The organism is Herpetosiphon gulosus, assembly GCF_039545135.1.
Classification (GTDB): domain Bacteria; phylum Chloroflexota; class Chloroflexia; order Chloroflexales; family Herpetosiphonaceae; genus Herpetosiphon; species Herpetosiphon gulosus.
The window spans coordinates 1-22303 of record NZ_BAABRU010000025.1; the positions used below are offsets into that span (position 1 = coordinate 1).

Sequence of the window (22303 nt, forward strand, 5' to 3'; positions counted from 1 at the left end):
AAAGGTGCGATTTTGGCGATAAAAAATCCGCTGATGCAGCAGAGCATCGGAGCGGAGCACTGTCACCAAATTGTGTGATGTTGAGCAAACATCGTGCTGCCGGTCAACAGCCTGTGGATTCTACCACCGTTCGTCGTTTGTGTCAAACGAGTCGCTGTGGGCGTTTCGTTTCAGGTGTTGGTGTCGTGACTGATGTGTATCAGGCATGCGTTGACAGCTCGGGGATTCTACCGCAGATTGTGACCCTTGTCAAATTCCACGAACCTGACCGAAACCACGAAGAGCGCGAAGGTCGCGAAGCGAGAGCTTTGGGTTGCATCATCCTTTCGTTTATTCCTCGCCCACTACACGACGGCGGCGGGTACTCACAGCTGAGCCTTGGGATTGCAACAAAGCTATATCACGAATGATTGTGCGCCGACTGACCGCCAAGGCATCAGCTAAATCGTCGTCGGTTGGGGCGGCTCCAGCATCGTCGGCTTCATCAAGCAGGCGTTGCAAACGATGCATTCGTAATTCACTGCGATCATTAAAGCGATTATCCTCAGGCGCATGCAACGTCCAAATCACTTCAACCCGATCGGTGTGGCTCAGTGATTTACCCAAGGGCACATCGGAGCGAACTAACAACACTTTACGCTGAATATAGCCACCCTCAGAAAGCATTTGGGTACGACCATACACCCGCGTTAGGCGCATCCATAGGCCGGCCATCGAGCGAATCGCCCCAGCCAGCGGCGCGACGCGCTGTAATTGCAGCACCATGCCATGCAACTTAACATTGTTGATAAATGAATCACGTAGGGTTGGATCGCGGAAACGATTGGCCTGATTGTGAATTGAGCTGTAGGCATTTTGCAAATGAACTCGATCACCATAAACCCAAAACCGGGTGAAATGCAGCAATACATCGGCATAAAACAGCTCTTTGGGGTCGTACATAGCCTCGGCTTCGGCCAACATCGCTTGAGCTTCGGCAGCAAAACCACATAATTGCGCCGCTAAGGCATGCATCAAAATTGGTTGCAAAAATGCCGATCGCGCTTGTTGCCACATGGCTGTAGCCCGTCGCAACAAAGGTAAAGCTTGGTCGGGCCGATTGCGAAAAATCTCCATTGCGCCAATTGCTGAGAGCAGATATAAACCTGCGCCTTGTTGATGCGCCTGATCAAGCCAAGGCTGAACTTCTTGCACCACCGTTTCGGCTTGCTCAAAATCGCCAGCTTCTAAGGCCACCAAAATTGTGACGCTATGCGCAAAAAACGACCAATTGGAATTGGGCGGCATTTTGGAATCACGAAGCATCTGGCGAATGCGCTGGGTCGTCGCTTGGGCCATTTCAGTCAAGCCAAGCGCGGTTGTGATAAAAGTTGACATGAACAAACCCACACCCAAAAGCCAAATATCATCAAGCGCTTCGAGCAATTCAATCGCTTTGTTCATGGTGCTGAGAGCGGTTTCCCAATCGGCATAACTAATGCCAACTTCGCTCAAGACCCGCAGCACATTGCCGCGGGCTGGATACAAATAGGGGTGTAATTCGGTCAAAGTCAAGGCTTCGGCGGCAATCCGCTGGGCTATGCTGGTATCGCCCAGCATTCGGTAGGCAAAGGCTAACGAGCAGAGCGAAGCCACTAAGACTGTATCATCGTGGCTGCTACGGGCTAGGGCAACCGCCCGTTCAAGCAAGGGCAAACTGTTGCGTGGCTGGACTGCGGCACTACTAATTAAATGAAAACCATAGGTATTTAAAATGCGGGCTTCAACCGCAGGCAATTGCTGAGCTTGCGCCAAATCCAAGGCTTGTTCGGCAATGCTCGCCATTTCAGTTGGGTTAGAATCAACCGAAGAGAGCACAATCCGACTCTCATACACTTCGAGCAAGGCTGCTTGATCGCCCAAACTCAAGGCCAAGGTTTCTAGGCGTTCAACGTCGGCTCGCCAAACTTCTAGTTGGCCCAAAAATACTAAAACCCGCTGACGCAAGCGCAATAAGGTCAGTTCCAAACGACTATCAGTTGGCACTTGACGATACAATTCCAAAGCCCGATTGGCATAATCAAGCGCAGTCGTGTAGGCATAGGCTTGCAAGGCTTGTTCGCCCGCTTGTTGATAGGCTCCAATTGCCGCTACCCAGCGTTGCGCTCGCTCATAGGCCCACGCAATCGTTTCGGGCCGACACAACGGCTGTTGCTCAAAATAATTGGCGGCCTGCTGCACCGCTGCTTGGGATAACTCAAGCGCTAAACTTTGCTCAACCGCAACGGCAATCAGATCGTGGTAAAACTGAAACCCGGCATGGGTCTGCGCCACTAGCCGTGCATCTAAAAGATCAGGGATCGCATGATCAACCTCAGCACCTGCGACAAACCGCCAAGCCTCTAATGTCCAAGTGCGGCCCAAGGCATTCGCCGCCGCCAAAGCCCGATGGGCCAAAATCGGCAAAGCCTGCACCCGCTGAGCCACCAAGGCTTGAAACGAGTGCTCATGGGCAGCGCCACGATGTAATAATTGCTCTTGCAAAAAGAGTGGGTTGCCCGCAGTTAAGGCATGTAAAGCAGCAATTTCGGCCATGCTCGGAATCGGCACATGATTCGGCCACAAACGCCCCACCAGATGTTGAAAATCGTGCAGCGCCAAGCCATTTAACTTAACTGATTGAACTGGCAATTCTTGGCGCATACGGCGTAAGGCTTGCAGCATATGGCTCGATTCGCTGCCGCGATAGGCCAAGATCATCAATAAACGTGAGCGTAAGAGTGCCTGAATTTGGCTCGGCGACCATTGCAGCACATTAAATACAATCCGTTGCGCCCAATGCATATCATCAAGTACCAATAATAATGGTGCTTGCTGGGTCGCTGCGAGTAAAGCATTCAACAATGCCGCTGGCAAACTCGGACGATTGGCGTGATCATGCTGACTCAATTGGGGCAAATGTGGCACAAGCGCCGACAAACCAAGCCGTGTAATCGGATCAAATTGATCAAGCAGGCTTTGATCAAGAATTTGGGTCAGGGCTTGATCAAGTGGAGCATAGGGCGAATTGCCACCATTAATTTGGCCCGCACCCCAAGCCACCCGAAAACCACGCGCCTGAGCAGCTTGGCTCAATTCGTGCAATAAACGGGTTTTACCAATTCCAGCGGCTCCATCGAGCAACACCAAGCCACCACTATGACTCAAGGCAGCATCCAAGCCATCGAGCAACAACGAACGTTCATGCGTGCGTCCCACAAATGGTATTTTCTGCCAACTACCGCCAATCGTGGTTTGGCGTAACATTTGTTCAGCCCGAATTTGCTCGGCGAGGGCACTAGTTTCGGCAACTGGCTCAACGCCCAAATCATCAGCCAAACGTTCGCACAAATGACGATAGGCGGTTAATGCCAAGTGCGGGCGGCCAAGGCTTACGTGGCAACGCATCAGTAGCATACAAGCTTGTTCATCGAAGGGATCGAATACTTGCCAACGCTCAGCACTCGTTAGCGCCACAATATAATCGCCTTGGGCAAAGGCATGGTGGGCCAGTTTAGCAATCGTGGCAGCAAATAGTGCTTGCAAATCTGCGCGAGGGCCATCCAGCCATTCGGCATCAACATCAGGCAATAATTCATCACGATATAATTGACATGCCAATTGCCAATCGATGCTCTGATTACTTTGCGCCCCTTGCTGAAACGCTTGGAGATCGCACCAAATTGGGCCTAATTGCAAGCTTTGGGCATTTGCCAAGAGCCATTCATCACAACTTGGGTTATTTTGGCGTAGCCGATAGAGTGCCGCTGAGAGTGCGCGTCGTGCTTGTGGTTCGGGCAAATCGGGCCAAATTGTTGCCGCCAAACGTAGGCGGCTAAGGGGCTGCTGACGGTTTAAGACTAAAAAAACTAATAACGCGGCTAGCGGACCATTGCCAAGCGCAATCTGTTGGGTTTCATATTGGAGGCGCGGCGAGCCAAATAGGTAGAGCGAGCAATCGTGCATACGTCTATTGTAGTGGACATGTCTAGAGTGTTGGCGCGGCGTTGATGTCCAAAGCCTTTCTAAGCGAAAACAGTTGATCACTGGCAACAAAAGGTACAGGTTTTGGTAGATTATGTCATTCTATCAAGTAGGGTTAGGACTAATTGACTGTAGGAGGGAGCTAGATATGGTAGTATGATCAAAACTTAATCATTTGTTCGCAAATCATTCATTCTTTAAATATATCATCACAACTCAATCTGTTAGGTGGATTCATCCTAATTGACTATGCCTAGCAGCGGCGTATAATGGCAATAGACGGGTATTGCATTGGCGATACCATTCCTCAAGGAGGCTTGCAATGTCTTTAGGTGTACCAGAACTACTCATTATTTTAGCAATTGTGATTGTATTGTTTGGCGCTTCGCGGATTGGCGATCTTGGTGGGGCGATGGGCCGTGGCATTCGCGAGTTTCGCCGTGGTGTACGCGATGAAGATGCCACACCACCAACCGATGCTAGCAAAAACGAATCGAAATAACGGACTACTAACAATTGACATGCATCGTTGAGGCACGTAGCGCGTGCCTCACGTTGTTCTTACGGGGGGGCTATGACCGTTGCCCTGCGTTTCCTCGGGGTTCCTTCAATCCTCTACAATCAGCAAGCACAGTCGCTTCCCAGCAAAGCGGTAGCCCTCTTGGGGTATCTTGCAGCAACCATCCAACCTCAACGCCGCGAACATCTTCTGGCATTGCTGTGGGCTGAAAGTAGCGATGAAGCCGCCCGCAAAAATTTACGCAATACGCTGTGGACAATTCGACGCAGTTTAGGTGGTGAGATCATCTTAGCCGATGAGGATCGCTTGCGTTTGCATCCGGATTGTGTGGTTGATCTTTGGCAGTTACGCAGTTTGGCAGAAGGTGTTGTTTCACCAACCGTTGAGGGTTTGTTGCAGCTTGCCCAAGGGCCATTGCTCGATGGAGTCATGTTGCCCGACGCACCCGACTTTGATTTGTGGCTGGTGACCGAGCGCGAACAGGTGCATTTAACCACGATGCGCTTGTTTCAAACCGCGATCAGCAATTACCAAAAACAACAGCAATGGGTGCATGTATTAACTTTAGCCCGTGCCGCCCTACGCTTCGATCCGCTCTCTGAATCGTTGTATCAAGCAATTATCGAGGCCCATTGGCGACAAGGTGAACGCGCCGAGGCTTTGCGCCAATATGAGATGTTAGCCAATACGCTTCAGCGTGAGTTGGGGATCGATCCCTTACCTGAAACCCAAATGCTGCGCCAACGCATTTTGCAAACCAACCAACTGATTAGCGCAAACAGCTCACCAGAGCCAGCCAAGCCTGTGGTCGCAGCACCGATTGCCGAGCCAAAGCCGTTACTCAAGCCAATTAAACGTGCCGCTCCCCGCGCCGCGCCCTTTGTTGGGCGGCAATATGAGCAATTACTGCTTAACCAAGCCTTGATCCGTAGCAACGAACGCGGCTTGCAAGTGGTGCTGATCACTGGCGAAATTGGGGTTGGCAAATCGCGGCTCTGGCAGGAATGGGCGCAGCAATTGTCCGCCGATAGCACCATGTTGGCGATGCACTGCCTTGAATCGACCCAAAGCTTACCGTTTGCCCCGTTGACTGAGCTATTTGGCCAGCGTTTGTGCCTATCACGGCTTTTTTCGGGCGATTCAGCGGTTGAGCCAATGTGGTTGGCCGAGGTTGCGCGATTATTGCCGCAATTGCGTGGGCATATTCCCAATTTGCCGGAGCCGCCAGTTTTGCCCGCTGATGAAGAGCGGCGACGTATGTTTGAGGCATTTGCTCAATGTTTGCGGGCAGTCATGACCAATCATCTGGTGATTGGCATCGATGATTTGCACTGGGCCGACCAAGCAACCGCCGAATGGCTCGATTACGTCGTTGATCGCTTGCACGATTTGCCGATTGTACTGGTCGTAACCTATCGTTCGGAAGAGGCCAATGCCCGTTTACAACGCTTGGTTGTTGGTTGGCAGCGTGGCAGTTTGGTCACGCGCATCGAGGTTCCACGGCTCGATAGCAGCGAAGCACATGAACTTTTGAGCGCATTGGGCCATCCTAATCCTGATGATCAGACCTTGCTCGAACGCAGTGCGGGCAATCCATTATTTTTGCTCGAACTTTGCCGCACGGCTAATCCGGCTGATGTACCGCCGATGTTGGTCGATGTACTCAGTGCTCGTTTGGCACGGTTGCCCGAACGGGCAGCCCAAATTGTTCAAGCGGCAGCGGTGCTTGACCCCTTGTTTGGCTATCGCATCCTGCGCGAAACTGGCGGACGCTCCGATGAGGAAACCCTCGATGGGCTTGATGGGTTGCTCAATGCTGCCATTTTAAAAGAGCATGGCGATAGCTATACCTTCAGCCATCCTTTGGTTGCAACCGTCGTCCGCAATAGCCTAAGTCGTGCTCGCCGCAGCTTTTTACATCGCCGCGCCGCCCAAGCCTTGCAACACGAATATAGCGATCAACGGGCGATTGCCGGACGCTTGCTATTACACTATCGTGAGGCTGGCGAGGCCAAATTAGCTGCCACCTATGCCGACCAAGCTCTAGAGCACGCGCTTTCACTCGCAGCACCGAATGAGGCTGTGGCTTTTGGGCAACAGGCGGTTGAGCTTAATCCAACGCCTGAGCGCTATTGCCGACTCGGCGATGCCTTGGAGTGGAACAGCGAAGTGCCAGCGGCGCGTGAGGTTTATCATACGGCGCTGGCTCAATATCAAGCCCAAGCCAATTGGCTCCGAGTTGTGGCAGTGTGCACCAAACTTGGCCGTACCTATTTGGTCGTCGGCAGGCCTGAGGTGGTGATCGAATGGGCTGAACGAGGCTTGGCAATTTATCATCAGCATAAAATTGATGACCAACTGATCGAAGCCGATTTGCTGTTACTCTTGGCAATTAGCCAGCGTTTGGCGGGCTACCCATTAAATGTGGCCTACGAAAATATCCAAGCCGCCTTAGAGGTTGCTACCGCCCAGCAAAATCACTCGTTGATCGGGCGTTGTCAATTCGAGTTAGGCAATATTTTGGCGCAGCGCGGCGAAATTAAGGCGGCGGTCGAAACCTTTGCCTTGGCGATTGCCAGCACCGCCGCCACCAACGAGCAATATCAAATTATCTTGGGCTACAACAACGCTGCCTATAATGCCACCTTGATCGGCGATTTAGTCACGGCACATAGCCATATTCAAGCAGGTTTGCACCTAGCCGAACGCTTAGCCTTGCGCGTGCCATTGCAATATTTGTATAGCACCCGTGGCGAAATTGCCTTAGCCGAAAAGCATTGGGACGAAGCTGAAGAATGGTTTGAACGTGGAATTAGCGTGGCCCAAGCCAATGGCAATGCTGCCCAAGTTGCTAATTATCGGGCTAATTTGGGATTGGTTGCGCGTGGTCGTGGCGATCATGATCAAGCCTTGGTCTTGATGCGCACAGCGCTCAGCGAAGTTGAATTGCTGACTGCGCCATTTTTACAAACCCAAATCAACATTTGGCTAGCCGAAATTTGGCAAGAACGCCACGATTATTTAGCCGCCAATGCAGCTTTACAACGGGCACAACAGGCCGTCACACCCGAACAAGGCTTTTTGTATCAGCGCGTACAGCAATTGCAGCAACAACTTGGCAGCATGCAACTAGCAATGGCTCACCAGCGTTCTATTTAAAAAGGAGTTGCCATGGCCGATCAATCAGTGCCCTACAGCCATAGTGAATTGATTATTGCTCTAGAACGCGATGTTGCAAGCGTTAGTGGCACAATTTTGACCTTGACCCCTGAGCAATGTTTTGCCCATCCGGAAGGAGTTTGGTCGCCTGCCGAGAATGTGATCCATCTTCAGCAATTGACCAAAGTTTTGAGCTTGGCGTTTTATCTGCCACGGTTCACGCTTAGCACGCTGTTTGGCAAGCCCAAGCATCAATCGACTGACTATTTGACGATCAAAACTCGCTATCAAGCAGCAATTGCCAAGGGATTTAGCGCACCGGCCTATTCGATTCCAGCAAAACCCCAAGGTCCAATCAGTTTACAAGCACAACAAGCCTTGGTTGCACAATGGCAAAAACTCAATCAACAGCTGATCGAAACGCTTTTTCATTGGGATGAAGCAGCCCTTGATCAGTATCAATTACCACATCCCGCTTTGGGCAAATTAACCGTGCGTGAGATGTTATTTTTTATGCATACCCATACTGCGCATCATCTCAACGATCTTGCCAAATTGCGCCAAAGCCAAGTTATAAACGAATAGCTCCATTGCCTCACCCCCAGCCCCTCTCCCACTACGGCAGGCGAGGGGAGTTTAGATTTGTGGGTGAAGACTATGAATTAGCAGTTTTGCTTATACAGAAACTCGCGTTCCTAACAAGGGTAATGTTTCCCTTCGAACCACGGATTCGGTGGATTATCGGTGGATGAGTAGCTGCCACCAATTGAGCTTTAGGGGGTACAGGAGGATGAAAACACCCTGTGTTTCCCTCCAGCGGAGGGACGGAAGGGTGGCGAAGGATTCAAATTCACAAATACTATGAGAATCTATAAGCTCTGCATACGCTTGTGACAATCATTGACATAGAACAAAAGTTCTACTATAATTTTCTTCAGTGGTAAACGAGCATGTACGTTTAGCCTGAGGAGGCATTATGGCGGTCACAAGTCGTAATTTACGCACAAATTATCCACGCCAATCGATGGGGCGGCGACTTGTCCGAGTTACAGCCCCACAACAAGCGCTGCGGCGCAGCCAAACGCAACAACCAACAACGACGCTGCCCGCAATTTGGATCAATCGGTTGCTTTGGGCTGGCGTAGTGGTACTTTTAGCCCTACTTTTAGGCACACTCAGCGGTATTTTTGGGGTCTGGATTGACGATTTGCGCTATGGACGACCACGCGTTTCGCACCTAGTTGCCAATGTCGGCCACGAAAGCGCCCAAGCCTTACCCAGCGAATTTATGGCGATCAATTTGAATCGGCGGGTGGTTGTGTTAGAATTCCCTGGAGGCGATGCAAGCAAAGCTCGCACGCTAATTGGCCCATATCTCTTTGGCGCAGGCGAAGATCTGACCCCCATCACCCTTTCGACCCACGATCTGAACAACGATGCCCGTCCGGAGTTATTGGTCAACATCAAAAATGAACAACTAATTTATATCAACCAAGCCGATGGCTTTCGGATGATCACTGCTGAGGAACAAGCGAGTTTGTTAAACCAGCAACAATGAGTGGTGTCCGTGCCAGGAGAACCCATCCATGTTATATGGTTTTGATGATTTTTCATCGCGACGACGCACCCTCTTCTTGATTGCGCTGGCGGCTGCTTTGGTCTGGATGATCTTGCAGTTTCGGGGGCGAAGCAACGCTTTTTATAGCTCAATGAGTGCTCCAGGCCGACCTGCTCAATCTGCTAGTGGCAATCTTGCTGGCTCGTTTGGGGCCATCAACGGCGATAGTATTATTGGTGTGCCAACCATTTCTGCTGCAAAAATCGATCAGGTGCTCAGTTCTTACAATTCTCCAGCAACTGGCAAGGGCCAAGTGATTTATGATATGGGTATCAAGTATGGCATCGATCCAGCCTACTGTTTAGCCTTTTTCATTCACGAATCGACCGCTGGGACACAGGGGGTTGCCCGGGTCACTCAATCGATTGGCAATATTCGCACCACCCCCGGCTATGAAGATTACCAAGGCTATCGTAAATACCCAAGCTGGGATGAAGGCATTGAAGATTGGTACAAACTGATTCGCAATTTATATATCGACGAATGGCAACTGACAACAATTCAAGATATTATTCCAGTGTATGCGCCGCCAGTTGAAAACGACACTAACCATTATGTCGAAACGGTGCGCACATTGGTCAACTCATGGAGAGCAGCAGGTTCATGAATTGGTATGATTTGAGCGATTATGGCAATAACTATAAACGTGGTGCAGTCGCCCTCGGCTTGATTGTGGTGCTCTTTTTGTTGCTCAATCGTCCTACTACGCCCACGATCAGCGCTTGGCGCGGCGAAAATCCCAGTGTCGCGGGCCTCTCTGGCGCAGCAATTCAGGTTGGTCAAGGCGATACCTTGGTCGCGCCACCTGGCATTTCGAGCGATCAGCCATGGGGCAATCCTGTTGCCGCCAATCGGGTAGTAATGACCCAAGGCTATGGGGTTGGCTCACACGCTCCCGCCGAAGTTTGGGGCGCAATCGATCTAGCGGTTGATGGCAATGGCGATGGGTTAGCTGATCCGGCTGGTTCGGTTGGCGCTCCGGTTCGCGCGACCATGAGCGGCTATATCGATATTACTGCCGATTCATGGCCAGCAGGCAACCACGTTTGGGTTATCGGCAACGAATATAAAACTGGCTACGCCCACCTCTCTGAGTTCAAAGTGCAAGATGGCGATTATGTTGAACGGGGCACGATTATAGGACTCATGGGTTCGACTGGTTCATCAAGTGGTCCACACCTAGACTACCAAATTTGGCATAATGGGGTTAACCAAAATCCCCTCAACTACCACCCGTTACCGTAATGTTTTTCAGCCTAAAATAGACTATCCTAAAAGCATGAATCGTTTGCGCTGATTCATGCTTTTCTTTTGCTCAATTCCCTGATTAATCTAGCATCCGAGGCACTATGGCTCTAGCAACGCCCACGCCCCAACAGTCGCTGGTTGAGCGAATTCGACTTTTGGTGATTGCCCAAACCGTTATGGTTGGCTTAATTGGCATCGCCACTTGGTTTTTGGTCGAAATTCCCAAGGAGCGGGCGGGAGTTGCACTGGGCCTAGCGCTCGTTACGACCATCAATGTATTTCTCTATCTATTGCGCAACTCGCGTCATGCTCCACGCATCGTCGTGGTCAATTTCTTGTTGATCGTCGGGGTAATTGTGCTGACCGATGCGACTGGCGCACAATTATCGGGCATGAATTGGACGCTGTATCTAATTTGGCCTGCCTTGACCATGTTGGTGCTGCGCGAATTACGCTATGTGCTGGTGGTTAGTGTCGTTACCCTAGCAGCCTTAATTACCTTCCCTTTGCTCGAAATTTATGGGGTGATTCCGCTAGAGTTGGTGATTCCCGCTCCGATGTTGCTGTTGAAATTAATTATTTTTGTGGTAGTTTTTTTGATTTTGACTTCCATGATGATCGTGATTGGCTTAGCCGATCAGCGTAGTCAAAAAGTGCTAGCCGAACATACGGCAGTAATCACCAACCAACAAGCTGAATTAGCTCAGGCCAATCAATCACTACAAGCTGGTAACCAACAATTACAAGCCTTAGCTCAACGCCAAGAAAGCTTGCTCAATCAAATTCAACTGCTCGAAGCGCCGATTATTCGCTTGGGCAATAATGCAATTCTGCTGCCAATTACTGGCATGCTCGATCAACAACGAATTAGTCATATTCGTAGTGCAGTCCTACAGCAAATTTATCAATTACGAGCGCAGCACTTAATTCTCGATATGACTGGCGCATTATTGCCCGATGCTAGTGTACTGCCCAATTTTGCCGATATGCTGGCAGCGATTAAGCTCTTGGGCTGCGAAATGCGGGTTACCGGCATGACCAGCGAGATTGTGCAGCAATTGGTCTTTACCGATGTCGATTTGCGCATTTTTGGCAAGACTGGTCAGTTGGAGCAGTTGATTCAAGAGGTTTTGCAGCCGTCAAAAGGGAAATAGCTCTTCGATTGAGATTAATTGCAACGAGCCAGTCGGACATTGGCTCAAACAGGCCCGATCATCATAGCCTGCACATAAATCACACTTGCTAGCCACAGTTTTGGGCTGAATTTGATTTGATTGCTGGCGCATGCGCTGCCAAAGCTGCCAAAGTGGGCCTTGTTGGTTTTGCAAAAAGATCGTTTGCGATTCGACCGCATCATAGGGGCAGGCCAGCACACACTCGTTGCAACCAGTGCAAGCATCAGTAATGCGTAAGGCCCCATTATCATCCCACTGAATCGCAGCTTCGGGACAAGCCTCAACACATTCAGCCCCAACCCGACACTGACGACAACTCTGAGTAATATCCCAATCTTCGATTTTAGCACCGTTGAGCCGCATGCGGGTTTGGCCAAAACGCTCGGCACAGGCCTGCTCACAAATTCGGCAATCAGGCGGGCATTGCGAGGGCTGCCGCACCAACACATGCGAGCCACGAAACATGCCATAGCGCACCGCCACTTTGATCAAATGTTGACGCGTTTGGTCGCCACGCACCCGCTCCGAATGATGCACCCGTTCATCGATCACCCGTCGAACTGCTGCTTCAAGCGAAGCATGTTGGGCAACTTGAGCCGCAAAAACTGCGCCAGGTAGCTGCAAGCAGCGAGTTGGGGTTAAACAACGTAAAGTAGCATTGTGGGGTGTTGCCGAAAGTAAAGCCATCTCGCCAAAAAAATCACCATCACTGAGCGTTGCCACAATCACGCCATGTTGCTCGACCGCAATTTGGCCTTGTTCGATCAAATACAAAGCTTGCCCAGCCGAGCCTTGCTCAAAAATCACGGTGTTGCGGCCAAATTCTTGGCGTGTCAGTTGAGTTGCCAACAAGGCCCGTTCTTCAACGCTGACGTGGCTGAACAACGGCACGCGGCTCAAAGCACTAACGGCGCGACGTTGCAAATAGCTGGCTTCGAGCAAGCGCATAAATAATGGCAGATGTTGCTTTTTTTCGTGCAAACGCTCAATCGACCATTGCAACGCGAAAATTTGGGTTTGGGCTTGGACGGCATACAACAGCGAATGTGAGCTAAAAAAGATGCTATTGCCGAAAAAATCGCCCTCGCCCAACTCGCCAATTGAAATCGGCTCACCATCGCGATCAAGAATCACCGTATCGGCTACGCCGCTCAAAATCACATAGCATTGGCTACTGCGTAAACGGGCAATCGGAATCGTGTCGCCTGCCGCAAAAGCTCGAAAAACCCCAATTCGCGCCAAAATTGTGGCTTCGTTGGTGGGTAATTCGGCCAAATTAGGCAGGCTCCGCAAAGCATCAACTTGGAGATTGAGCGCGAGAGGAGCCATAATTTGAGCCTCGATTATTGAGTTTGTTGATAGTGATAGGGTAAACTGCGCCGCATATGTTCATCGGCCATTTGCCATGAATGATTGGCATTTGGCACAACCCCGCTGAGCCGATTGTGCGCCCCAACTTCGCGCAACAATTCATCGAGCCGCGTTCCTCGATAATAATTGACATTGGGTTCGGCTGATTCAGGCCCATATTCGATCAACCATTGCAATTTTGAAGCCTGCGCTCCATCAATTCGCAGCAAGGTCAATGGATTATGTTGGGCTGCAAAGGTATGGTCGCGTGGCACGCCAAAGTTGGCATCAAATAAATCACGCTCAAAGACACTATCGCGGGCGGCGATAATTTCGGCATTCTCAGGGTCGTCCCAGAAGAATAAGCCATCATAAGCCCCGACCGAAGCCCACTCGTTGGGGTGGCGCAAGGCTTGATTGACGCTGATAAAGCCGCCCAACGAAAAGCCATCAAGCGAGCGATGCGCACCGCCAAACAGCACTGGATAATGGGTTTCAACATAGGGGATCAAATCGCGATAGATAAAATCTTCAAATAACCCAGTGCCGAGCGAGAGATCAGCCGCCAGTTTGGCTGAATGCAAATTGATGCCCAAACTATGGATTGCATCGTTAGCGCTGGTCATGCCAGGAAAAATCAAGACCATTGGGCCAATTCGATCGTGGCGGCGCAATTCCTCGTAGACATCAATCACATTGCGATTACCACCGCGTGTACCATCCTCGGTTTTATTGATCCATTCGCGTTCGTGGCCACGGAAAAGATAGAGGCTTGGCACGCGTAGGTTTTCATCGCTACGAGTTTCAATTGGCAGATAAATATAAAATGTGCGGGTAATCCCCAAAGCATGGCTGAAAAAATCGACTCGTTCAACCCGCTCATCGTAGATTTTAGCCGCATCACGCTGACGATCAGCCCATGCCGCCACTGTACCCTTAACTTGCGCACCGCTGGCAGCAATTCCAGTGCGATTCGGAATTTCGCTGCCATCAAGCGATTTTTCGACATTCGACCATGAACCGCGGGTTAACTTGAAATCAAGCTGTAAGCCATGAGTAAAGGGCCAAGCGCCATAGGCAATATCGGCGCTGCGCGAAAGCACATAGGTCGGATCATTTGGTCGCCACTGATTAAACGAGCCAGTCAAATATAACTGATCGCCGGGCGCGGTATCGGCAGGAATTTTAAACTCAAAATTGACCAACGGAGTGGCTTCGAGCGGAGTAGATGTTGGAATCGCGCGTTGCCGCCCAACCATCACCCCCAAGCCAAAAGCCAGCCCCAGCCCAACCACAAATAAGATTAAGGTCAACCACATGCTGCGTGCTCGTTTCAACGCTGAACAAGATCGTGGTAAGCGCCACGATAATAGAGCAGCGGCAGGCCATCGCGCAGGGTTACATGCTCAACTTGGCCAATAAAAATTGTATGATCGCCGCCATCAACTGCCTGAAACAGTCCGCATTCCATGTTAGCCAAGGCTCCATCGAGCAATGGAATACTGCGAATGCCAGCAGCTGCAGTAATTTCCGACCAATCGTGTTTTTGTGGGCCAGCAAAGTGGCGCGACAACGATTCTTGCTCGCTGCTCAGAATATTGATCGCAAAAGCCCGAGCTTGCAGCAATAGATCGTGCATCGGCGAACGTTTATCAATCGCAATAATCGTCAAAGCTGGATCTAACGAGAGCGAGGCAAAGGCGCTAACGGTTAAACCATAGGGCTTCGCATCCACAATCGTTGTAACCACGGTTACACCGCTGGCAAAACGGCTCATTGCTTGCCGAAACAAAGCAGGGTCGAGCGTCATCGAATATTCCTCATACAGATTGCTGCGGGTATTGTAACGAGGTTCAAAGGGCAATGCAAGACGAGGGGTCAGTTGTTAGGGGTCGGGGATCAGTTTTAGCCACGAAGTGGATGAGGCGAGGCTCTAGGTTATAGGCTTTTGGCGATAGAAATTAGGAACATACCACAACACATTCCCATAACCCAGAGCCACCAGCCCATAGCCCTGTATTCTCTGCGCCTCTGCGTTAAAGATTTGGGCCACGAAGGATTGAAACCGCGAAGGACACGAAGAACACGAAGAACGTGAAAATGGCTCTAGGCAATTATGGAGCGTTCCCTCACCCCCTACCATTACACATAGCCCATAGCCCATAGCCTGACCCCTATGCTCTTTGCCTGCTATTTGCCCGTCGCTAGGCCTCTATGCTATTATCGCTACTAGAATAGTAGGTTTATTTGCTCCAACAGCTTAAGGGGTTTGGCTCCGATGACTGCTTGGTGCTTGCCTAGCTCAGTTAGGAGTCTGAAAATTCATGTTGACGATTGATGAAATTTTATCGCGGGGCGTATCTGAGGTGATTGTTGAGGCCAATGTTCGCCGCAAATTAAACGCTGGCAAACCATTACGGCTCAAACTGGGCATCGACCCCACCCGCAGCGATATTCATATTGGCCATGCTGTGGCGTTGCGCAAGATGCGCCAATTTCAAGAGCTTGGCCATACCGTCGTGTTGATTGTGGGCGACTGGACGGCCCAAATCGGCGACCCAACGGGCCGCGACGAAAGCCGCCCACGTTTGACGGTCGAAGAAACCAAAAGCAACGCCAAATATTACATGGATCAAGTATTTAAAGTGATTGATCCAGCCAAAACCGAGGTTCGTTGGCAAAGCGAATGGTTTGGTCAGTTTGATCTTGAAAAGGCTTTTGGCTTGATCGGGCGTTTTACGGTTAACCAAATGTTGGCCCACGAAACCTTTCGCAAGCGCTACGAAGCCGGTCAGCAGTTGACCGTACTTGAGTTGATGTACCCAATGCTGCAAGCCTACGATTCAATCGCAATCAAGCCGGATATTGAGTTTGGTGGCACTGACCAAAAATTCAACATTTTGGCTGGGCGGCAATTGATGGAACAAATGGGCATGGAGCCGCAGGATGTGATCCTTGTGCCATTAATTATTGGGACTGATGGCCGCAAGATGAGCAAAAGCTTCAACAACTCGGTCGATATTTTGATGTCGCCCAACGATAAATATGGCAAAATTATGTCGATGGGTGATGATGTTTTGCCAGTTTATTACGAAGTTTGGAGCGATGCCCCGCTAGCTGAAGTCAAGGCTATGCCGGAAGCGATCAAAACTGGCAGCGTCAATCCCCGCGATCTCAAGATGCAACTGGCACGTGATATTATTCGCCAACTCGATGGTGAAGCGGCGGCGGCTGAAGCTGAAGCTGAATTTATTCGGGTCTTTCAACAACGCGATTTACCAACCGATATGCCTGAAGTAGCGCTCAGCGAAGCTACCAACATTGTCGATTTGTTGGTTTCGACCAAGCTGGCCGCTAGCAAAGGCGAGGCCCGCCGCTTGATCGATGGCGGTGGCGTGCGCTTGGCGGGCGAAAAAATCGGCAGCTACGATAGCCTTATTCAACCAATTGGCGAACAAATTTTACAAGTTGGGCGGCGCAAATTTGTGAAATTACTTGGTAATTAGCGCTAGATGCGAGGGTGCTGTGGCGGGTTTGCGCTCGTCACAGCCAAAGGCTTATGGATCAACCGTTTCCGTTGGCGACCGCCTGTTTTAAATGTTGGCGCAGAGTCCAAGAACGCAACTGCATTGTGCATGGCTATGGCGATGCCAAGGCTAAAGTGATGTTTGTCGGCGAAGTGCCCGAAAGTTTGGGAGCCAATCAGACTGGCGTGCCATGGACGCGCACTGTCGCTGGTCAGCGTTTGCAGGTGTTGCTTCGCGCTTTACGCTTGCGCACTGCCTCTGATCCTGAGCATGAAGAACCCCGTTTGGTTGGCGCATACCTGACGTACCTAGTTCGTTGTAGCACCCACGCTGATAGCCCACCAACCATGGTCGAGACCTCGAACTGCGTTGCTTATCTTTGGCGCGAGCTGGTGTTGGTCAATCCACGCATCATCGTAACGGTTGGCGAAGCTCCAACCCGTTTGATGTGCGCCAAATTGTTTGGCCATGTACCAGGCAACGTCGAATCGATGCATGCCCAACCGTTACCTGTTGATCAACGGATTCTGCTGCCGATGATCGATCTTGAAACCATCACCAAAGAAGAAGCCCACGTTTTTGCTCGCGTCTTATCGGCCCTGTTGGAAGAGTAGCAAACTGGGTTATACTCTCTCCAGAGGATTTCAGGATCGCGAAATTTCTCCCTTATCACTCAACCTGCTAGGCTTTGACCTAGCCTTAAAGCGAGCAAAAGGTATGTTGCGGTTTATTCTCAAACCTGATCGTGATAAATCAATTCGCCAACGCCACCCATGGGTTTTCAGTGGGGCAGTCGCCCGTCGTTCTGGCCCAGTGCATCCTGGCGAAACCGTCGATATTATTAGCTCCGAGGGTGTGTGGCTGGCGCGGGGCACTGCCAGCACTCACTCGCAAATGGTCGCCCGTTTGTGGACATGGCAACGTGACGAGGAGCTAGACCCCAGTTTTATTCGCCAACGGATCGAGCGAGCCATCAAAGGCCGCGAACATCTCCACAACGACCCACAAACCAACGCCTATCGCGTGATTTTTAGCGAAAGCGATGGCTTGCCTGGTTTGATTGTTGATCGTTTTGCTGATTGGCTAGTCGTGCAATTGCTGACGCAAGGTGCAGTTGCTCACACGGCCACGATCGTCGAAGCTTTGGCCGAATTGATGCCAGTCCGCGGGATTTACGAGCGCTCCGATGTTGAAATTCGTGCGCGTGAAGGTTTAGGCGAAGCCGAAGGTTTGCTTTGGGGCGAAGCACCACCTGATCAATTAACCATTCGCGAAAATGGCTACGAGTTTGTGCTCGATTTGGCAGGTGGCCAAAAAACTGGCTGGTATGTTGATCAACGCATCAATCGCCAGCGGGTGGCCCAATATGCCAAGGATGCCGAAGTGCTGGGGGTTTTCTCCTACACTGGCGGTTTTGAGGTGCTGGCAGCGGGCGCAGGCGCTCAATCGATCACAGCGGTTGATAGTTCGGCGGCGGCATTGCGTGGTTTACACACCAACCTCGCCCAAAATGGCCTCAACACGCCAGTCACTGCGGTCGAAGGCGATGCCTTTAAGATTTTGCGCCAACTACGTGAAGAAGGCAAACAATACGATCTGATTGTGCTTGATCCACCCAAGTTTGCCCACTCGCAGAGCCAGATTGATCGAGCAACGCGCGGCTACAAAGACATCAATATGCAAGCCTTCCACTTGCTGCGCCCAGGTGGCGTGTTAGCAACCTTCTCATGTTCAGGGCTGATTAGCGCCGATCTTTTTCAAAAAGTGGTGTTTGGCGCAGCCTTGGATGCTGGCCGCGATGCCCAAATTATCGACACACTCACCCAAGGTGGTGATCACCCTGTCTTGTTGACCTTCCCAGAGGCGGCCTATCTCAAGGGATTAATCTGCCGCGTCTGGTAGCCGTTGAGGACTTGCAATGGCGTATCGTTTGCTCAATGAAGGCTCGATCACAACGCCTGCTGGCTTTCGGGCAACAGGTATTCACTGCGGCTTGAAAACTACCAGCCGTGATCGTGATCTTGGGTTGTTAATTACCAAAACTGGTTGCAACGTTACCGGCCATTTTGGCGCAACCAGCGGGATAACTGGGGCTTGGACAACCGCTAATTTGCGGCGCAACGCCGAGGATGTGCGGGCCGTCTTGCTCTTGACTGGCGTAGATGGTGGGCGCGGAGCCAGTGCCGTACACAATTGTCAGGAGTTGGCAGGCTTGCTGGCTGAAGAAGCATGGATCAAGCCAGAGCAGGTGGTGTTATTGGCGGCAGGCGCAGCAGGTTCATTCGATATGGATTTATTGCGGCGCGGTGTGCCACGGGCGCTTGATGAGCTGGATAGCAAAGGCGGGCGACGCTTAGCCCTAGCCCTAGCCCAAGAGCCAAATCCAACTGCTCAGGCGGCGGTCGAGGTCGAAGCGAGCGATGGTACAAGTGCCAGCATTGGCGGCTTAGCCAGCTCCGGCGATGCCCCACGCTGGTTGATCACCACCAACGCTCAGCTCTCAACCCGCCTGCTTAATCGCGCAGTTTTAGCATTGCTCGAAGCCTATCCCGCGCTTGATCAAGCTGCCATCCTGATTTTGGCCAATCCTAGCGCCAGTTTAGCGCCAAACCACAGCAACCAAGCAGCCTATCACGAATGGTATGCAGGGTTAGCTGGATTAATTGCCCATTTGAGCGAACAACTCGGCTAGCGCATTGTTTTGAGAGCTATGGCCATGGTACAATCACAACCAAGGCCATAGCTATGGCAAACGAGAGCGCTTATGCAACGATTACCTTTGTTTCCGTTAAACGTGGTGTTGTTTCCTGGAGCACAACTGCCGCTGCATATTTTCGAGCCGCGCTATCGCACAATGATCAGTCGCTGTCTTGAGGAAAGCAAGCCGTTTGGGGTGGTGTTGATTCGCGAGGGCGTTGAGGTTGGTGGCTCAGCTGTGCCGCATATGGTTGGCACAACCGCCGATATTCAAAGCGCCTATCGTTTAGCCGATGGCCGAATGTATCTTGTGACCGAAGGCCGCCAGCGCTTCCGCATCAATTACCCACTTAGCGTTGACCCGTATATGGTTGCAATGGTCACGATGCTTGATGATGAAGTTAATGATCGCCATCAAGCCGATGAATTGACCGCGCTCTATGCGCAATATCATCGTACCGTTGCCGCCGCGACTGGTATGCGCTCAACCGCGATCGATCTGCCAAGTGATCCAGTGAGCCTCAGTTATAAGCTAGCCGACTCGATGCAGATGGCCTTGCCAATTAAACAACGTTGGCTCGAATCCGACCTTGATCAACGGATTCATGAATTGATCGAAGCGCTACAATTTGAGCTAGCGCTGCTGCCCAACATTCCGCCCGACCAGTTGGATCGTGAACCACCTTTTGAAAACACTTCGTGGAATTAAGTGCCACGCCAAATCTATGTTAATTGCTAGTGTTCGACTTGAACTCTTCATCCCCGCCGTTCATTCGCTCAAAGAAAAACGTAGCGTGCTTAAATCGGTCATTACCCGTTTGCGCAACGAGTTCAACGCCTCGGTCGCCGAGGTCGATGAACATGATCGTTGGCAGCGCGGGGTGATTGGGGTGGCCTGTGTTGGTAGCGAGACTCGCTATCTCGAAGGCCAAATCGATGCCATTATTCGTTGGATCGAGCAAAATCGGCCAGATGTGAGCATTGTGGATATTGAGCGCGAGCTGTTGTAACGATTGAGCCGCATTGGGTCAGAAACCGCAGAAATAAACTAATCCACGAAGGACACGAAGCCCGTTCCCTCACCCCCGGCCCCTCTCCCGCTGCGGCAGGCGAGGGGAGCACTGCCAGAGAGGTTCCCCCTCGCCTCGCGTGCGGGAGAGGGGGCTAGTGGGTGAGGGAATCCCAGCAAGAGCAGGGTCAGGGCTAAGGGCATGTGCCTACAAGCCTAAGAACAATTCATGGAAACGGGCATCGCCAGTTAATTCGGGATGAAAAGCGGTTGCCAAGAGTTTAGCTTGACGAGCCGCCACAATCCGCCCATCATCTAAGCTAGCCAAGGTTTCAACTGCCTCGCCTACCTTATCGATCTGCGGGGCGCGGATAAATACGGCGTGAAACGGTACTTCGCCAAGGGCAGGCACCTGCAAGTTGGTTTCAAAACTATCAACTTGGCGACCAAAAGCATTGCGCCGCGCAGTAATATCCATCAAACCAAGCGCTGGCTGGCCTTCAACTCGGCCTTCGGCAATTTCCTTGGCTAGCAAAATCATGCCAGCACATGTGCCCCAAATTGGCATACCCTCGGCTGCGCGTTGCTGAATTGGCCCCAGCAAATCGAAGCGTACCAACAATTTACCAATCGTCGTGCTCTCGCCACCAGGAATAATCAAACGCTCAACTTGGGCTAATTGCTCGGGCAAACGCACCTGCAAGGTTGCCACGCCCAAACCTTGGAGCATTGTTTCATGCTCAATAAACGCGCCTTGCAGCGCCAAAACTCCAACCGTCATGCTAAACCTCTTTTTTAAGGATGAATTATGAGGGAGGAAGGATGAAAACCAACGTTCTAATTGAAAGGATGAACGTTGAATTACGTTGGATTAGATATCCTTCACAATTCGACATTCATCCTTCATCGGAAGTTGGCTATTCAATTTTAGAGTATCATTATGAAGGAAATTTTCATCCCTCATAATTCATCCTTCATCCTTCGGAAAGCTTACCAACCGCGTTTGGCGAGCAACTCGTTCTCAGGGATCGTATCGATATTGATGCCGACCATGGCTTCGCCCAAGTTGCGGCTAATTTCGGCCAAAAGCTTGGCATCGCGGAAGTGGGTGGTCGCTTCAACGATCGCTTTGGCGCGTTTGGCTGGATTACCTGATTTGAAAATCCCTGAGCCAACGAACACGCCATCAACACCCAATTGCATCATCAAAGCAGCATCGGCTGGAGTGGCAATCCCACCAGCAGCAAAGTTGACGACTGGCAAGCGGCCTAATTCAGCAATTTGCTTGACCAATTCATAGGGAGCTTGCAAATTCTTGGCTGCTACAAACAATTCATCGGGATCGAGGGTTTGCAAACGGCGAATTTCGGCGAACATCGTGCGAGCGTGACGCACAGCTTCAACCACATTGCCCGTACCAGCTTCGCCCTTGGTGCGAATCATGGCTGCGCCTTCGGTGATACGGCGTAAAGCTTCGCCCAAATTACGAGCGCCACAGACGAATGGCACTTTGAAATTGTGCTTGTTGGTATGATGTTCTTCATCAGCAGGCGTGAGCACTTCGCTCTCGTCAATATAATCAACCCCAATCGCTTCGAGGATTTGCGCTTCAACAAAGTGGCCAATCCGCGATTTAGCCATCACAGGAATGGTGACTGCTTCAATGATGCCTTGGATCATTTCGGGGTCGCTCATCCGCGCCACGCCGCCATCTTTACGAATATCGGCTGGAACCCGTTCGAGCGCCATAACAGCGACTGCGCCAGCTTCTTCAGCAATTTTGGCTTGGTCTGGGGTAACCACGTCCATAATCACGCCGCCCTTGAGCATTTGGGCCAAGCCGACTTTGGTGGTAAATGTTGAAGTTTCCATTGCAATTCCTCTGGTGGATTGATGATTTTGAGTGTCGTTTGATTAGACAGGCGCTATTGTACCATGGCTGATTGTGACAATCGATCAACATTGCGGGGGGACAAAGGGGGACAATCGGGAATGATC

19 protein-coding genes are annotated in these 22303 nt (G+C 51.2%); 13 read left to right on the plus strand and 6 right to left on the minus strand.

Annotation, left to right across the window (positions count from 1 at the left end; all coding sequences use genetic code 11):
* Positions 1-330 precede the first annotated feature (330 nt).
* Positions 331-3984, minus strand: coding sequence for an AAA family ATPase (locus tag ABEB26_RS22965; protein ID WP_345724427.1), 3654 nt, complete (start codon positions 3982-3984; stop codon positions 331-333).
* A 340-nt stretch (positions 3985-4324) separates the two neighbouring features.
* Here ABEB26_RS22965 and tatA point away from each other — a divergent pair, with 340 nt between their 5' ends.
* The 7 genes from tatA (at position 4325) to ABEB26_RS23000 (ending at position 11701) form a co-directional block, all read left to right on the plus strand.
* The gene (tatA, locus tag ABEB26_RS22970; protein WP_345724428.1) at positions 4325-4504 is read left to right on the plus strand and encodes a twin-arginine translocase TatA/TatE family subunit; all 180 of its coding nucleotides are present in this window, start codon (positions 4325-4327) and stop codon (positions 4502-4504) included.
* Between the two features lie 72 nt (positions 4505-4576).
* Positions 4577-7681 (plus strand): ATP-binding protein, encoded by a 3105-nt coding sequence (locus tag ABEB26_RS22975; protein WP_345724429.1) that lies wholly within the window; start codon positions 4577-4579, stop codon positions 7679-7681.
* Between the two features lie 12 nt (positions 7682-7693).
* Entirely contained in the window at positions 7694-8266 is a 573-nt protein-coding gene (locus ABEB26_RS22980; protein ID WP_345724430.1) for a DinB family protein, read from the plus strand.
* A gap of 391 nt (positions 8267-8657) precedes the next feature.
* A complete protein-coding gene (locus ABEB26_RS22985; RefSeq protein ID WP_345724431.1) occupies positions 8658-9239 on the plus strand; it encodes a hypothetical protein in 582 nt (193 codons plus the stop codon).
* A gap of 28 nt (positions 9240-9267) precedes the next feature.
* A complete protein-coding gene (locus tag ABEB26_RS22990) occupies positions 9268-9906 on the plus strand; it encodes a glucosaminidase domain-containing protein (protein ID WP_345724432.1) in 639 nt (212 codons plus the stop codon).
* Positions 9903-10544 carry a M23 family metallopeptidase gene (locus ABEB26_RS22995; RefSeq protein ID WP_345724433.1) on the plus strand — a complete coding sequence of 214 codons (642 nt, stop codon included), beginning with the start codon at positions 9903-9905 and terminating at the stop codon, positions 10542-10544. Before ABEB26_RS22990 ends, ABEB26_RS22995 begins: the two co-directional genes overlap by 4 nt.
* Positions 10545-10648: 104 nt before the next feature.
* A complete protein-coding gene (locus tag ABEB26_RS23000; protein ID WP_345724435.1) occupies positions 10649-11701 on the plus strand; it encodes an STAS domain-containing protein in 1053 nt (350 codons plus the stop codon).
* On the opposite strand, the gene ABEB26_RS23005 is transcribed toward ABEB26_RS23000, so the two are convergent.
* From ABEB26_RS23005 to ABEB26_RS23015, 3 genes are read right to left on the minus strand one after another with little or no spacing between them, the layout of a single operon-like run.
* Positions 11687-13051, minus strand: coding sequence for a cyclic nucleotide-binding domain-containing protein (locus ABEB26_RS23005; RefSeq protein ID WP_345724436.1), 1365 nt, complete (start codon positions 13049-13051; stop codon positions 11687-11689). The genes ABEB26_RS23000 and ABEB26_RS23005 overlap by 15 nt on opposite strands.
* Positions 13052-13065: 14 nt before the next feature.
* Complete coding sequence (locus ABEB26_RS23010) at positions 13066-14391, minus strand: alpha/beta hydrolase (protein WP_345724438.1); 1326 nt, start codon at positions 14389-14391, stop codon at positions 13066-13068.
* Positions 14392-14405: 14 nt separating this feature from the next.
* A complete protein-coding gene (locus tag ABEB26_RS23015; protein ID WP_345724439.1) occupies positions 14406-14882 on the minus strand; it encodes a flavin reductase family protein in 477 nt (158 codons plus the stop codon).
* A gap of 514 nt (positions 14883-15396) precedes the next feature.
* Here ABEB26_RS23015 and tyrS point away from each other — a divergent pair.
* The 6 genes from tyrS to ABEB26_RS23045 all read left to right on the plus strand — a co-directional run bounded on the left by tyrS (position 15397) and on the right by ABEB26_RS23045 (position 20306).
* Positions 15397-16578, plus strand: a complete 1182-nt coding sequence (tyrS, locus tag ABEB26_RS23020) for a tyrosine--tRNA ligase (protein WP_345724440.1) — start codon at positions 15397-15399, stop codon at positions 16576-16578.
* A 53-nt stretch (positions 16579-16631) separates the two neighbouring features.
* Positions 16632-17213, plus strand: coding sequence for a uracil-DNA glycosylase family protein (locus ABEB26_RS23025; protein ID WP_345724441.1), 582 nt, complete (start codon positions 16632-16634; stop codon positions 17211-17213).
* A gap of 103 nt (positions 17214-17316) precedes the next feature.
* Positions 17317-18501: a class I SAM-dependent rRNA methyltransferase gene (locus ABEB26_RS23030; RefSeq protein ID WP_345724443.1), complete on the plus strand. Its 1185-nt coding sequence runs from the start codon at positions 17317-17319 to the stop codon at positions 18499-18501.
* Between the two features lie 16 nt (positions 18502-18517).
* Positions 18518-19291, plus strand: a complete 774-nt coding sequence (locus ABEB26_RS23035; RefSeq protein WP_345724444.1) for a bifunctional ornithine acetyltransferase/N-acetylglutamate synthase — start codon at positions 18518-18520, stop codon at positions 19289-19291.
* 72 nt (positions 19292-19363) lie between these two features.
* Positions 19364-20005, plus strand: coding sequence for an LON peptidase substrate-binding domain-containing protein (locus tag ABEB26_RS23040; RefSeq protein WP_345724445.1), 642 nt, complete (start codon positions 19364-19366; stop codon positions 20003-20005).
* 16 nt (positions 20006-20021) lie between these two features.
* Positions 20022-20306 carry a DUF503 domain-containing protein gene (locus ABEB26_RS23045; protein WP_345724446.1) on the plus strand — a complete coding sequence of 95 codons (285 nt, stop codon included), beginning with the start codon at positions 20022-20024 and terminating at the stop codon, positions 20304-20306.
* 207 nt (positions 20307-20513) lie between these two features.
* Here ABEB26_RS23045 and pdxT read toward each other — a convergent pair whose 3' ends face one another.
* Positions 20514-21086, minus strand: coding sequence for a pyridoxal 5'-phosphate synthase glutaminase subunit PdxT (gene pdxT / locus ABEB26_RS23050; protein WP_345724447.1), 573 nt, complete (start codon positions 21084-21086; stop codon positions 20514-20516).
* Positions 21087-21295: 209 nt separating this feature from the next.
* Positions 21296-22177 carry a pyridoxal 5'-phosphate synthase lyase subunit PdxS gene (gene pdxS, locus ABEB26_RS23055; RefSeq protein WP_012191338.1) on the minus strand — a complete coding sequence of 294 codons (882 nt, stop codon included), beginning with the start codon at positions 22175-22177 and terminating at the stop codon, positions 21296-21298.
* Between the last annotated feature and the right edge of the window lie 126 nt (positions 22178-22303).